A 13629-nucleotide genomic window follows, 5' to 3' on the forward strand; every position below is an offset into this window, starting at 1 on the left:
CTTCTCTTTCAAAGGGATAAGGCGGAGCATTATACCGCTGAAGCCCACACGGCACTACTGCGCCGGCAACCCGCTCCATGCCGTCTGAAATTTGCTATAATTACTCAAATTAACCAAAACTCACACAACAAAAGGGATAAAAATGAACGAAAGTCCGCTGCCGGCCAAAGAAGAAATCTATTCGCTGCTGAAAACGCTCAATAAATATAAAGGTTCCGACCTTTTTATCACCGCCAACTTCCCGCCCGCCATGAAACTGGACGGTAAAATTACGCGCATCACCGAAACCCCGCTCACACCCGAACGCTGCATGGAAATGGCCTTTTCCGTGATGTCTTCCAAGCAGATAGACGAATTTACCAACACCAACGAGTGCAATTTTGCCATCAGCCTGCCCGACACCAGCCGTTTCCGCGTCAATGCCATGGTGCAGCGCGGTGCCACCGCGATGGTGTTCCGCACCATCACCAGCAATATCCCCAAATTCGAAACGCTCAACCTACCGCCGATATTGCAGAAAATCGCCATGCAAAAGCGCGGCCTGGTGATTTTTGTGGGCGGCACCGGCTCGGGCAAATCCACTTCGCTGGCCTCGATGATCGACTACCGCAACGAAAACAGCCACGACCACATCATCACCATCGAAGACCCCATCGAGTTTGTGCACCAACACAAAAACTGCATCATCACCCAGCGCGAAGTGGGCGTGGACACCGAAAACTGGTTTGCCGCCCTTAAAAACACCCTGCGCCAAGCGCCCGATGTGATTCTTATCGGCGAAATCCGCGACCGCGAAACCATGGATTACGCCATCGCCTTTGCCGAAACCGGCCACCTGTGTATGGCCACCCTGCACGCCAACAGCACCAACCAGGCACTCGACCGCATTATCAACTTTTTCCCCGAAGAGCGCCGCGTGCAGCTGCTCACCGACCTTTCACTCAACCTGCAGGCTTTCATCTCGCAACGCCTGATTCCGCGCGAAGGCGGCAAAGGGCGCGTAGCCGCCGTGGAAGTGCTGCTCAACTCACCGCTGATTGCCGAGTTGGTGCACAACGGCGATGTACATTCGATTAAAGAAGTCATGAAAAAATCGCAAAGCATGGGTATGCAAACCTTCGACCAGGCTCTATACGATCTCTATGAAAACGGCCACATCAGCTTTCAAGACGCCATCAAAAATGCCGATTCCGCCCACGATCTGCGTCTCGACATCCAATTGCGCAGCCGCCGCGCCCAAAATGCCGGGCCGGATTTGGAACTGATTTAACCCGCAAACCATCTGCCCTTTGCCGCATCTTCAAACAGGCAGACACGGCAGAGGCCGTCTGAAAAAACCGCTTTGTTCTTTTCAGACGGCCTCAAAACATCTGCCGCCACAAATCCGCCGCCCCTCTATTTTAACCCCCGCCGTGTGTGATATACTTCCATGCTGAATTTTCATTTCCGATTTCCCAACATCAAACGGGCCCCTGCCCGTTTTGTTGATAAACAAACAAACCTATATTCAATAAGGGCTTACGATGAGCGTAACTGTAGAAACTTTAGAAAATCTGGAACGCAGAGCAGTATTGTCGCTGCCGTGGAGCGAAATCAACGCAGAAACCGACAAACGCCTGCGGCAAACCCAACGCCGCGTAAAAATCGACGGCTTCCGCCCGGGCAAAGCGCCGCTGAAAATGGTGGCTTCCATGTATGGCGCAAGCGTGCAGAACGATGTACTCAACGAGCTGGTGCAAAAAGCATTCTACGATGCCGCCGTTGCCCAAAACCTGAAGGTGGCCGGCCGCCCCCGCTTTGAAGGCATCGAGGAGCAAAACGATGAAAACAGCTTCAAAATTGCCGCTTTATTTGAAGTGTTTCCCGAAATTACCGTAGGCGATCTGTCTGCCCAGGAAGTAGAAAAAGCAACCGCCGAAGTGGGCAGCGAAGAAGTGGAAAAAACCGTTGAGATCCTGCGCAAACAACGCGCCCGCTTTGACCATGTCGAGCGCGAAGCCCAAAACGGCGACCGCGTGATTATCGATTTCGAAGGCAAAATAGACGGCACCCCGTTTGACGGCGGCAGTGCGCAAAACTACCCGTTCGTTTTAGGCAACGGCCAAATGCTGCCCGAATTCGAAGCCGGCATATTGGGGCTGAAAGAAGGCGGAAGCAAAGATGTCGAAGTAACTTTCCCCGAGGATTACCACGGCAAAGATGTGGCCGGTAAAACCGCCGTTTTCGCCATCAGCCTGAAAAACGTGTCTGCCCCCGTGCTGCCCGAAGTGGACGAACAGTTTGCCAAAGCCTTGGGCATCGCTGACGGCGATGTTGCCAAAATGCGCGAAGAAGTGCGCAAAAACGTGGCCCGCGAAGTTGCCCGCCGCACCGAAAACCAAACCAAAAACTCGGTGATGGAAGCCCTGCTGAAGGCCGCCGAAGTGCAGTTGCCCAAAGTGTTGGTTGATGAAGAAGCCGCCCGCTTGGCCGGCGAAATGAAGCAAAACTTCGTGAATCAAGGCATGGCCGATGCCGACAGTCTGAACCTGCCTGCCGATATGTTCAAAGAACAGGCCGAACGCCGCGTGGCTTTGGGTTTGATTTTGGCCAAGCTGGTTGAAGACAACCAACTGGAGCCCACCGAAGAGCAGATCAGAGCCGTAGTGAGTGATTTTGCCGAAAGCTACGAAGATCCGCAGGAAGTGATCGACTGGTATTTTGCCGACAAACAACGTCTGCAGGGCCCCACTTCCCTGGCTGTTGAAGCCAATGTGGTAGCATTCGTGCTGGGCAAGGCCAAAGTAAACGAAAAAGTATTGTCATTTGACGAAGTGATGGGCGCGCAGGCCTGACACAGCGGTTGAGGCCGTCTGAAACCCTCAAAGCACCGAAGCAGCCTTCCGCGCTTTGGTGCTTTTTACAGCGGATTCCATTTAAAACAGCACAGCATTACCCCGCCTTGCCATGCTGCCTGTATTGCCTACGGCTTGCTGCCTGCCGTGTTAAATAATATCCGCCATGCTGAAATATTCTGATAAGGAGAACAAGATGATTCCCGACATCCGCAACGGCTACCTGGTGCCCACCGTTATCGAGCAAAGCGGCCGCGGTGAGCGCGCTTTCGATATTTATTCGCGCCTGCTCAAAGAGCGCATCGTGTTTCTGGTGGGGCCCGTAAATGATGACAGTGCCAATCTGGTGGTGGCGCAGTTGCTGTTTTTAGAGAGTGAAAACCCTGATAAAGATATTTTTCTGTATATCAACTCGCCCGGCGGCTCGGTAACGGCGGGCATGTCGATTTACGACACCATGAATTTTATCAAGCCCGATGTTTCTACCCTATGCTTGGGGCAGGCAGCCAGCATGGGCGCGTTTCTGCTTTCTGCCGGTGCCAAAGGCAAACGTTTCGCCCTGCCCAACAGCCGTGTGATGATACACCAGCCGCTGATCAGCGGCGGCTTGGGCGGCCAGGCCTCCGATATCGAAATCCACGCCCGCGAGTTGCTGAAGCTGAAAGACAAACTCAACCGCCTGCTGGCACAACACAGCGGCCGGGATTTGGCCGAAGTAGAGCGCGACACTGACCGCGATAACTATATGTCGGCGCAAGAAGCGCAAGAATACGGCTTGATCGACCAAGTATTAACCGACCGAGCCGGCATCAAACCGTAAAGCTTTTTTCAGACGGCCGCTATCCAAGCAGGCCGTCTGAAACCGAAAACATGCAGTAATAGCCAACCAACTTAATAAAAAGCACACTCGTCATACTCGGGCTTGACCCGAGTATCTTAAATTTCACTAAATATGAGAGGCTCGGGTCAAGCCCGAGTATGACAGAACGGTTATCAAGTAAGTGGTTTAACTATACTGACTCCCCGGCGGATACTTTTCAGACGACCGCAACTCTTTTTATCCCACTCAAGAAACCACCATGAACCTACTCGGCGCACTGGCAAAAGTCGGCAGTTTAACCATGGTATCGCGCATACTCGGCTTCGTGCGCGACACGATTATCGCGCGCATATTCGGCGCGGGCATGGCCACAGACGCATTTTTCGTGGCATTCAAACTGCCCAACCTGCTGCGGCGGATATTTGCCGAAGGCGCTTTCGCGCAGGCATTTGTGCCGATTTTGGCCGAGTACCGGCAAACCCGCTCCGAAGCGGCCGCGCGGGAGTTTATCCGCCATGTAGCGGGTATGTTGTCGTTTATTTTGATGATAGTAACCGCTTTGGGCATTCTGGCCGCGCCGTGGATTATTTATGTTTCCGCACCGGGCTTTACCCAAGATGCCGGCAAATTTCAGCTTTCCGTTGAACTGCTGCGCATCACCTTTCCCTATATCTTGTTGATTTCACTTTCTTCTTTTGTCGGATCGATACTCAACACCTACCATAAATTCAGCATTCCCGCCATCACGCCCACGCTGCTGAATGTGTCGTTTATCGTATGCGCGCTGTTTTTCGCCCCCTATTTCAACCCGCCGGTAATGGCACTGGCGTGGGCGGTGTTTGCGGGCGGCCTGCTGCAATTGGGCTTCCAACTGCCGTGGCTGGCAAAGCTGGGTTTTCTGAAACTGCCGAAACTGAATATGAAAGACGCGGCAGTAAACCGCGTGATCAAACAGATGATTCCGGCCGTTATCGGGGTGAGCGTGACACAGATTTCACTGGTGATCAACACCATTTTTGCCTCGCTGCTGCAATCGGGCAGCGTATCGTGGCTGTATTATGCCGACCGCCTGATGGAGCTGCCCACCGGCGTACTCGGCGCAGCACTGGGCACGATTCTGCTGCCTACCCTGTCGAAACACGCCGCAGACAAAGATACACAGGCATTTTCCGGCCTGCTGGATTGGGGCTTGCGCCTGTGTATGCTGCTTGCCCTGCCGGCAGCGGTGGGGCTGGCCGTGCTGTCGTTTCCGCTGGTGGCCACGCTGTTTCTGTATAAAGAATTTACACTCAACGATGCACTGATGACGCAAAGCGCGCTGGTTGCCTATTCGTTCGGCCTCATCGGCCTGATCATGATTAAAGTGTTGGCGCCCGGTTTTTATGCACGCCAAAACATCAAAACACCGGTGAAAATCGCCGTATTCACACTCGTCTGCACCCAATTGATGAATTTGGTGTTTATCGGCCCGCTGAAGCACACCGGCCTGGCACTCGCCATCGGCTTGGGGGCGTGCCTAAACGCGGGGCTGCTGTATTTTCTGCTGCGCAAACATAAAATCTACCAACCCGGCGCGGGCTGGGCAGTGTTTCTCGCCAAACTCGCCATTGCGCTGGCGGTAATGGGCGGCGGCTTGTGGCTGGCGCAAGCGCAAACTTATCTGCCGCTGCAATGGATTGATGTGCCCGGCTGGCAGAAAGCAGTGCAGCTTTCCGGCCTGGTGGCTCTGGGCGGAGGGCTGTATTTCTTGTCGATGGGGCTGATGGGATTGCGTCCGCACCATTTCAAACGCGCTGAAAAATAACAAAACAAAAGGGGGAGATAAAAATGCCCCTTTTTTTCATGGGTTGCAATATATGAAGGCCGTCTGAAACGTTTCAGACGGCCTGTAAGCAATCCCTTTCACTTCCGTTACGGCGTTGCTGCGCCCCGATAAGTATGCACAGCTCCACTCTGAAGCCCTGCTTCAAAGTGTTGTACCGTTTGAGGTATTATCTAACTCAAACGAAGGAATACAGCCCATACCAACCCAACTATTCACAAGGAGTTTTATATACCGCATATCAACATCAAATGCTACCCAAAAGGCTTAAGCAAACAGGAACTGCAAACCTTCGCCGATGATCTGACCGCTTTTGCTAGCGAACGTTTGAACACGCCCGCCAGATACATCACCATCGCCTACACCGAAATCCCCGCCGATGAGTGGAAAGAAAAAGTATGGGACACGGAAATCAAACCGAACGCAGACACGCCGTTGCGCAAGCCCGAATATGAAATGTAACGGTTGAAGGCCGTCTGAAAACGAACAGGGCAGGTCTCGCCAAAACGCCATTTCCGAAAAGGAAGCCTGCCTGCTGCGGAGCTAACACAGTTTCTGACAAGCAAACCGGCCTTCTGTGGTGCTGGAGCGCCGTTCCGGCAAGGCAAAACGCTGGCGAAACGGTTCCTTTTGCCGTGCTGGAACTTTCAAGCGACCTCAATCTTATCAGGGGCAGGGTTTTACACCCGTCCCATACTACCCGACTGTATCCGGCATCTTCGTGTATTGCAGATTCGGGCAGGCATCACTCCCTGCCCGCATTAATCATACCGCATCGGAAACAACATTAATCAAAATGAGGTAACAGCCATGAAACCGATCAAAATCCTCTTTCTCGCCGCGTTTACTCTCACCGCCGCCTGCGCCACCGCAAATGCGCCGCTGCGCTGACGGAAACGAGTTACCAAAGCCAAATCCCTTACGGCAACAACGAAAAAACAGGGCAATACGCCACCTCATCAGACGGCGCAAAAATCTATTTTGAACGCTACGGCAAAGGCTCGCCGCCTATTGCAGTACTGCACCGCAGCCCGATAGGTTCGCCCGCTGAAATGGGCGAATTTATCGACAATCTTGCCAAAAATCATGAGGTAATCGCCGTCAGCACGCGCGGGCACGGCAAATCTGCAATGGGCAATGTTGCGCCGGCCTGCGCGCAAAAAGCCGCCGATGTGGCGGGGCAGTGCTGAAAGCGGCGGGGATTGCGGGCAAAACGGATTTACTCGGCTTTAGCGATGGTGCCTACACCGTGCCCGCTTTCGGCGCGGCCTATCCCGCGCAAACAGCGAAAATCGTTGCCATCGGCGCAGGCAAGTGGAAACGCGGCTTCATTCAGGGCAGCGGTAAACAGCACACCCCGTTCGCCGACATCGAACAAGCCGACCCTGCCTACCGGCTGGCGCAGCAAACCGTCCGCCCCGACCCGCAGCGAACCGCCCAATGGTTCGCCGATACGCTGAAAACCTATGACAACGCCGCCATCGGCAAGGAAACCTTCGCCAACATCGCCGCGCCGGTGCTGTATATCGTTGGCGAAGACGATGCCAACGCTCCGCCGGATACCGTCATCGCCGCCTACCGCACCACTCCGCACGCCGATTTGTCCGTCATTGCCAACGCCCAGCACCCGGCCTTTATCGCCAACTTTCCGGCAGTATGGGCGGTGGTGGAGCTTTTTTTGAACGGCGGAAAAGGCGGTAAATAGGCCGTCTGAAAAAACAACGGGAAACAGCACCCCATTTTTCAGACGGCTTGGGCAGGCCGCATTTTGCTGCGCCCAACCAAGATTTCACAGCATGAAAGGCTGACACCGGCGCCGGGTTTCATTTACAATTTGCCAAACCATTATTAAGCCTTTGATTTCGGCCGCGCGCAGCCGGGCATAAACCCGCCGCGCATTCCGCCCCACTGCCAGAAGGAAATACAATGCGTTCGCCAACCCTACTGCTGCCCCTGCTGCTCGCACCGCTGCCCGCCGCCGCCTCTTCTCTCAACGGCGCCAACCTGAGCCTGCTGTGGGGCATACCGTTTGTTTTGATACTGCTTTCCATCGCCACCGGCCCGTTGTTGTTCAGCACCATATGGCACCACCATTTCGGCAAAATCACCGCCTTGCTGACGGTTTTGTTTCTGATTCCGTTTACTGCTGCATTCGGCCCGACCGAAACCTCCCGCACCGTTGCCCATGCGCTGGTGGCCGAGTATATTCCGTTTATCATTCTGCTGTTTGCACTCTACACCATTTCGGGCGGCATTCTAGTGTGGGGCAACCTTCACGGCAGCCCGCGCCTGAACACCGCCATCTTGGCCATCGGCACAGTATTGGCTTCGATTATGGGCACCACCGGCGCCGCCATGCTGCTGATCCGCCCGCTTTTAAAAGCCAACGACAACCGCAAACACCGCGTGCATGTGGTAGTGTTCTTTATTTTTCTGGTGGCCAATATCGGCGGCGGCCTCACGCCGCTGGGCGACCCGCCGCTGTTTTTAGGTTTTTTGAAAGGCGTGGATTTCGGCTGGACACTCCGGCATATGATGGTGCCCGTGGTGTTGAGTTCCGCTGTTTTGCTGACACTGTTTTATTTTCTCGACCGCTATTATTTCACTCGTGAAAACGAAGTACTGCCGCAAGACCCCTCCCCCGACAGCCCCTTGAAACTGTTCGGCAAATGGAATTTTCTGCTGCTGGGCGGTGTGGTATGCGCCGTGTTGGTATCGGGTTTGTGGAAGCCGCAACACCCCGGTATCGATATTTTAGGCACGCACTATCTGCTGCCCAACCTGCTGCGCGATGCGGTGCTGTTGGTTTTGGCGGCGGTTTCCCTTGCCATCACGCCCAAACAGGTGCGCGCGGGCAACGAGTTCAACTGGGAGCCGATACTCGAAGTGGGCAAACTCTTTCTAGGCATTTTCATCACCATCGCGCCGGTTATCGCCATGTTGCAGGCCGGTGAAAAAGGCGCGTTTGCAGGCCTGATTTCACTGGTGCACGACAGCAGCGGCCAACCCGTCAATGCCATGTATTTTTGGATAACCGGCCTCTTGTCGGCCTTTTTAGACAACGCCCCCACCTATTTGGTGTTTTTCAATATGGCCGGCGGCGATGCCCAAGCCCTGATGAGCGGCCATCTGTTCTATACGCTGCTGGCGGTATCGATGGGATCGGTGTTTATGGGTGCGCTCAGCTATATCGGCAATGCACCCAACTTTATGGTGAAAGCGATTGCAGAACAGCGCAAAGTGCCGATGCCCGGCTTTTTCGGCTATATGGCTTGGTCGCTCGCTATTTTGGTGCCGCTGTTCGTACTGCATACCTTTATTTTTTTCGTATGGCAGTTGTTTTAACCTGCCCGCTTCCGCACAACAAAGGCCGTCTGAACGATATTTTTCAGACGGCCTTTGATTGATATGGCGTACTCTCTTTTATTTCCGCCACGGCATTGCCGTACCTTGATTCGACTGTCGCAAAAAACGATTGTGCCTGCCCGTGAAGCGGTAACAGAATCGGCTCTGTATTATTGTCTGCGGTTTGCTGCCTACACCCAAATAAAGTAGACATACCCTAACCACAGTGTTGTTTTATCCACTTTTAACCTATTTAGCGTTTTTACTCAATTTTTTCATCATAACTGGAAAATTAATTTCATTTAAAAACATATATTTATTAAATTAATAATTAATAATAACAATTATCATTTGAAAATATCTCTATTTTGCGTATAATGCAGTCCAACGGTTAGGCAAACAACGCAACGAAAGGAGAACGAAATGCCCGAAAACATTTTCAAGCAAGTTTCTCTGGATATTCTGCGCCTGCACCAAAAAGCCGTACACACGCTTTTAGCCACCCAGTGCAGCGGCTGCCCGGAAATCCATGATGCAGTGTTTGTTACCTTAAACGGCAGATATTATGTTTGGTTGGCTGAAAGCCCGCAAAGCGACCCGAAAACCGGCATTCTGCTGATTGAGGCAGAAGGCACCCCCACCCGCCTGAGCTGGGTTGCCCGCGCCCGCAGGCTCAAGAAAAAAGACCGCTTATACTGCCGTGCCGCCGCCGCGCTGCAACGCCGCATCAATCCCGACCAAGCGGCATCCTGCCTCGCCGATTGCCCCTGTTTGTTGGAGCTTATCCCGCAGCAAGGCCGCTTAACAGTTAATGACAATAGAGATTTTACGCTTTTGCCTTCCGATTTGATGAAGGCTCTGTATCCGGCAAAGCAAACAATAGAAGCATTTGCCTCATAACAGTTTTGGTAGTGGTTTGTGTTCCTTTTGCGCCCCCTCGTGGGGCGGTTTTTTTGCATGGAAAAACGCGTTGCAGGCTCCCAAACAACTTGCCGGCCGCTTTTTCAGACGGCCTTTCGTTAACGATAACTGTCAGGCCGTCTGAAAACCACGGGCATTGAGTTCTGCCTGTCAGACATCTCCTGCACCACCGGCAAATTGTGCCGCACCTCGGTTGGCCAGCTTGTCGGCACGCTCGTTTTCCTCGTGGCCGGCATGGCCTTTTACCCATGCCCATTTAATGTCGTGCAAACCGGCCAAACGCTCAAGTTCACGCCACAAATCTTCGTTTTTCACCGGCTGTTTGGCAGCGGTTTTCCAGCCGTTTCGCTTCCAACCGTGTATCCATTTTTCCATACCGTTTTTCACATATTGCGAGTCGGTGCAGATTTCCACGCTGCTTCGGCGCTTCAACGCCCTCAGCCCTTCGATAACGGCCGTCAGCTCCATACGGTTGTTGGTAGTTGCAGACTCCCCGCCGAACAGCTCTTTTTCTTGTGTGCCGTAGCGCAACAGCACGCCCCAGCCGCCCGCACCCGGGTTGCCTTTGCAGGCACCATCGGTATAGAGATAAACGGTTTTGCTCATATGGTTAACCCACTATAGTGAATCCGCCTTATTCTTGCTGCAGGGCAGTACAACGATACAGAACCAATTCTGTTGCCGCCTCACCTGCAGGCAGAATTATTCTCCTTGCGCCAGGGCGCAGCAACACCCCAATGGAAATAAAACAGACTTACCATAAAATAAAATTCAAAGTATCAAGCAACAAGCAGCATGGCAGGCAGCAGGACAGCACCGTCATAACCTTGAAAGTGAATCGGCTGTATCAGTGCAGCTTAAAAACAAGGTGCATCATAACACAGGCAGTGTATCGAAGTATCAATGCCATTTAATCAGCATTTACACTTTAGTACACTGTCTGTCTTAATTCAAATTTTAGCAACCCAAATAAACCGTTTGTGCTGTTATTCTTTGCGCAAGGCTTTGGGCAATACAAACACGATGCTTTCTTCTATGCCGCTGCCTTCGCGTATGGTTTCGTGGCCCCAGCTTCGGATGGCGGCAACCACTTCTTCCACCAGCACCTCGGGAGCGGATGCGCCGGCGGTTATGCCCACGCTGTGTTTGCCTGCAAACCATTCGCGTTTCAGATGGCCGGCGTTGTCGACCATATAGGCATCCACGCCGCGCAGCGCTGCCACTTCACGCAGGCGGTTGCTGTTGGAAGAGTTGGGCGATCCGACCACAATCACGATATCGCATTGCGCCGCCAGCGCTTTCACGGCTTCCTGGCGGTTGGTGGTGGCGTAGCAGATGTCTTCTTTATGCGGGCTGCGGATATTCGGAAAACGTTTCTGCAGGGCTTCGATGATGTCGCGCGTTTCGTCCACCGATAATGTGGTTTGGCTCACATGGGCGAGCTTTTCGGCGTTGCGCACTTCCAACCCGGCCACATCTTCCACGGTTTCCACCAGCAGCATACTGCCTTCGGCAAGCTGACCCATCGTGCCTTCCACTTCAGGGTGGCCGGAGTGGCCGATCATGATGATTTGGTAGCCCTGGGCATCGAGGCGGGTAACTTCTTTATGCACTTTTGTTACCAGCGGGCAGGTTGCGTCAAACACTTGAAAGCCGCGTTGCGCCGCTTCTTGCTGCACGGCTTTGGATACGCCGTGGGCAGAATAGATCAGTGTGGCGCCCTCGGGTATATCAGCCAAATCTTCGATAAAAACCGCGCCTTTTTCGCGCAGGTTGTCCACCACGAATTTGTTGTGTACCACTTCGTGGCGCACATAAACCGGCGCGCCGAATTCTTCGAGCGCGCGCTCGACAATGCTGATGGCGCGGTCCACGCCGGCGCAGAAACCGCGCGGGTTGGCTAAGACTATGGTTTTTTGGGTCATGATGTGCTTTCTTTGTGCGGCGGCCGGCAACGGTGGTGCGGCCGTTATTGTTGGCAGAAATCTGGCGGTTTATCGGTTTTCAGACGGCCTGCTGTTTTCTTTTTTGTGTTTGAAACCGTCTATCACCAGCAGCGCGGCACCAACGCAGATAAAGCTGTCGGCCACATTAAAGGCGGGGTAATACCAGCTTTGCCAGTAAAATAGCAAAAAATCAACCACATGGCCATAAATCAGGCGGTCGGCCACATTGCCGGCCGCGCCGCCGATAATCATGGCCGCGCCGTATTTGCCCCAAGTGCCGAAGTTGTCTTTCACGATGGCGCGCGCCAGATAAAAGCTGATAACCGCCGCCAAAGCGAGAAAGAAATATTTCTGCCAGCCGCCCGCACCGGCCAGAAAGCTGAATGCCGCGCCGGTGTTGAACACCAGTGTCAAATCGAAAAAGCCGGGGAGGATATTGAGCCGTTCGGCAAACTCAAAATTTTTCAGCACGGCGGTTTTGGTGATTTGGTCGAGCACAAGGGCGGCGGCAATCAGAAGCCAATATTTGATTTTGGAGGGTTTTCGGGCTGTCATGTGCAAAATCGGCAAAAAACAAAGGCTGCATTTTACCTGAATCGCACTTTGTCGGGTTTAATTTGCATAAGGAAACAATGCGCATGGTGTGATATCACAGGGCAGTTATCTTTCAGACGGCCTTTCGGTATAATCGGCAACCTGTCTGAAAGGCCGTCTGAAACACATGCCAGGAACTGCAATGAGCGCTGCACCCGAAGCCAAATACACTGAAGAAACCGTTTTATGGATTAAACACCACACGCCCAAGCTGATTACGTTTGCCATCACCCGCCCCGAAAGCTACCGCTTCTCGGCGGGGCAGTTTTCGCGGCTGGGTTTGCGCGAGGGCAACGGCTTCATTTGGCGCGCCTATTCGGTGATGTCTGCCGAATATGCCGACACGCTCGAATATTTCGCCGTGTTGGTCGAAAACGGCCCGATGTCGGCCAGACTCGCCGCGCTGCAAAGCGGAGATACTGTGCTGCTCGACAAAAACGCCACCGGTTTTTTGCTGCCCGGGCGTTTTCCCGATGGCAAAGATTTGGTGATGCTCTGCACCGGCTCGGGCATCGCGCCGTTTTTATCGATATTGGAGCAGCCCGAAATCTGGCAGCGTTTCGACAGCCTGGTGTTGGCGCATTCTGTTTCTTATGCTGATGAATTGATTTTCACCCGCCGCATCGCCGCTTTGCAGACTCACCCTCTGGTGGGCGGATATTTCGGCAAGCTCACCTTCCTGCCCGTGCTCACCCGCGAACGGACGGCAGGCGCGCTGAACCAACGCCTGCCCGAATTGCTGGCAAGCGGAGCGTTGGCCGCCGCCGCAGGCAGGCCGTTTACCCCGCAAAACACGCGCTTTATGATCTGCGGCAATCCGGCAATGGTGAAAGACACTTTCCAAACTCTGTTCGATATGGGCTTTTCTATGCACCGCAACCGCATTCCGGGGCAGATTATGATGGAAAACGGCTTCTAACCCTGTTTTGCCGCATACACCCAATGCAAACAGGGATAAAGGCCGTCTGAAAAAACCAATGCTTTCAGACGGCCTGAGTGCATATTATCAGGGCTTTCATTAACCCTCCGCCTGCTGCTGCCGTTTTACCGCGCACCGGCGCAAACAATAATAAAGGCCGTCTGAAAAAAACCAATGCTTTCAGACGGCCTGAGCGCATATTATCAGGGCTTTCATTACCCCCCTCCCGCTGCGGCCGTTTTACCGCGCAACGGCGCAAACAATAATAAAGGCCGTCTGAAAAAAACCAATGCTTTCAGACGGCCTGAGCGCATATTATCAGGGCTTTCATTAACCCCCTCCCGCTGCGGCCGTTTTACCGCGCAACGGCGCAAACGATAATAAAGGCCGTCTGAAAAAACCAAACGCTTTCAGACGGCCTGAGTGCA

At 53.5% G+C, this 13629-nt stretch carries 13 protein-coding genes and 1 pseudogene; 11 read left to right on the plus strand and 3 right to left on the minus strand.

What is annotated here, in order from left to right:
• The first annotated feature begins 142 nt into the window (after positions 1-142).
• From H7A79_RS07380 to H7A79_RS07425, 10 genes and pseudogenes are all read left to right on the plus strand, one after another.
• The gene (locus H7A79_RS07380) at positions 143-1270 is read left to right on the plus strand and encodes a PilT/PilU family type 4a pilus ATPase (RefSeq protein ID WP_135035432.1); all 1128 of its coding nucleotides are present in this window, start codon (positions 143-145) and stop codon (positions 1268-1270) included.
• Positions 1271-1523: 253 nt separating this feature from the next.
• Positions 1524-2834: a trigger factor gene (gene tig, locus H7A79_RS07385; protein ID WP_187001527.1), complete on the plus strand. Its 1311-nt coding sequence runs from the start codon at positions 1524-1526 to the stop codon at positions 2832-2834.
• Between the two features lie 196 nt (positions 2835-3030).
• Positions 3031-3654, plus strand: a complete 624-nt coding sequence (gene clpP / locus H7A79_RS07390; RefSeq protein WP_135035438.1) for an ATP-dependent Clp endopeptidase proteolytic subunit ClpP — start codon at positions 3031-3033, stop codon at positions 3652-3654.
• A gap of 259 nt (positions 3655-3913) precedes the next feature.
• Positions 3914-5458: a murein biosynthesis integral membrane protein MurJ gene (gene murJ, locus H7A79_RS07395; RefSeq protein ID WP_187001528.1), complete on the plus strand. Its 1545-nt coding sequence runs from the start codon at positions 3914-3916 to the stop codon at positions 5456-5458.
• A gap of 300 nt (positions 5459-5758) precedes the next feature.
• A pseudogene (locus tag H7A79_RS07400) lies at positions 5759-5803 on the plus strand (hypothetical protein); the annotation flags it as partial.
• A complete protein-coding gene (locus H7A79_RS07405; RefSeq protein ID WP_281385040.1) occupies positions 5804-5938 on the plus strand; it encodes a tautomerase family protein in 135 nt (44 codons plus the stop codon).
• Between the two features lie 590 nt (positions 5939-6528).
• Positions 6529-6666 (plus strand): hypothetical protein, encoded by a 138-nt coding sequence (locus tag H7A79_RS07410; RefSeq protein ID WP_187001529.1) that lies wholly within the window; start codon positions 6529-6531, stop codon positions 6664-6666.
• Positions 6660-7181 (plus strand): alpha/beta fold hydrolase, encoded by a 522-nt coding sequence (locus H7A79_RS07415; protein ID WP_187001530.1) that lies wholly within the window; start codon positions 6660-6662, stop codon positions 7179-7181. Before H7A79_RS07410 ends, H7A79_RS07415 begins: the two co-directional genes overlap by 7 nt.
• A gap of 221 nt (positions 7182-7402) precedes the next feature.
• Positions 7403-8821, plus strand: coding sequence for a sodium:proton antiporter (locus tag H7A79_RS07420; protein WP_187001531.1), 1419 nt, complete (start codon positions 7403-7405; stop codon positions 8819-8821).
• A gap of 423 nt (positions 8822-9244) precedes the next feature.
• Positions 9245-9721 (plus strand): NGO0322 family iron-responsive protein, encoded by a 477-nt coding sequence (locus H7A79_RS07425; RefSeq protein ID WP_187001532.1) that lies wholly within the window; start codon positions 9245-9247, stop codon positions 9719-9721.
• A gap of 171 nt (positions 9722-9892) precedes the next feature.
• Here the strand turns inward: H7A79_RS07425 and rnhA are convergent, their stop codons facing one another.
• From rnhA to lspA, 3 genes are all read right to left on the minus strand, one after another.
• The gene (gene rnhA / locus H7A79_RS07430; RefSeq protein WP_187001533.1) at positions 9893-10348 is read right to left on the minus strand and encodes a ribonuclease HI; all 456 of its coding nucleotides are present in this window, start codon (positions 10346-10348) and stop codon (positions 9893-9895) included.
• Positions 10349-10728: 380 nt separating this feature from the next.
• The gene (gene ispH / locus H7A79_RS07435; protein WP_187001534.1) at positions 10729-11667 is read right to left on the minus strand and encodes a 4-hydroxy-3-methylbut-2-enyl diphosphate reductase; all 939 of its coding nucleotides are present in this window, start codon (positions 11665-11667) and stop codon (positions 10729-10731) included.
• 69 nt (positions 11668-11736) lie between these two features.
• Positions 11737-12243, minus strand: a complete 507-nt coding sequence (gene lspA / locus H7A79_RS07440) for a signal peptidase II (RefSeq protein WP_187001535.1) — start codon at positions 12241-12243, stop codon at positions 11737-11739.
• Between the two features lie 181 nt (positions 12244-12424).
• On the opposite strand from lspA, the gene H7A79_RS07445 reads away from it, so the two are divergent.
• The gene (locus H7A79_RS07445) at positions 12425-13201 is read left to right on the plus strand and encodes a ferredoxin--NADP reductase (RefSeq protein ID WP_187001536.1); all 777 of its coding nucleotides are present in this window, start codon (positions 12425-12427) and stop codon (positions 13199-13201) included.
• Positions 13202-13629: the final 428 nt, after the last annotated feature.

Origin of the sequence: Neisseria musculi (assembly GCF_014297595.2) — a bacterium.
Classification (GTDB): domain Bacteria; phylum Pseudomonadota; class Gammaproteobacteria; order Burkholderiales; family Neisseriaceae; genus Neisseria; species Neisseria musculi.

Excerpts from the sequence above, each read along its gene's own strand:
- ispH (WP_187001534.1), bottom strand. The coding sequence starts at position 11,667 with ATGACCCAAAAAACCATAGTCTTAGCCAACCCGCGCGGTTTCTGCGCC.
- tig (WP_187001527.1), top strand. The coding sequence starts at position 1,524 with ATGAGCGTAACTGTAGAAACTTTAGAAAATCTGGAACGCAGAGCAGTA.
- H7A79_RS07420 (WP_187001531.1), top strand. The coding sequence starts at position 7,403 with ATGCGTTCGCCAACCCTACTGCTGCCCCTGCTGCTCGCACCGCTGCCC.
- H7A79_RS07425 (WP_187001532.1), top strand. The coding sequence starts at position 9,245 with ATGCCCGAAAACATTTTCAAGCAAGTTTCTCTGGATATTCTGCGCCTG.
- murJ (WP_187001528.1), top strand. The coding sequence starts at position 3,914 with ATGAACCTACTCGGCGCACTGGCAAAAGTCGGCAGTTTAACCATGGTA.
- H7A79_RS07380 (WP_135035432.1), top strand. The coding sequence starts at position 143 with ATGAACGAAAGTCCGCTGCCGGCCAAAGAAGAAATCTATTCGCTGCTG.
- H7A79_RS07445 (WP_187001536.1), top strand. The coding sequence starts at position 12,425 with ATGAGCGCTGCACCCGAAGCCAAATACACTGAAGAAACCGTTTTATGG.
- lspA (WP_187001535.1), bottom strand. The coding sequence starts at position 12,243 with ATGACAGCCCGAAAACCCTCCAAAATCAAATATTGGCTTCTGATTGCC.
- clpP (WP_135035438.1), top strand. The coding sequence starts at position 3,031 with ATGATTCCCGACATCCGCAACGGCTACCTGGTGCCCACCGTTATCGAG.
- H7A79_RS07410 (WP_187001529.1), top strand. The coding sequence starts at position 6,529 with ATGGGCGAATTTATCGACAATCTTGCCAAAAATCATGAGGTAATCGCC.
- rnhA (WP_187001533.1), bottom strand. The coding sequence starts at position 10,348 with ATGAGCAAAACCGTTTATCTCTATACCGATGGTGCCTGCAAAGGCAAC.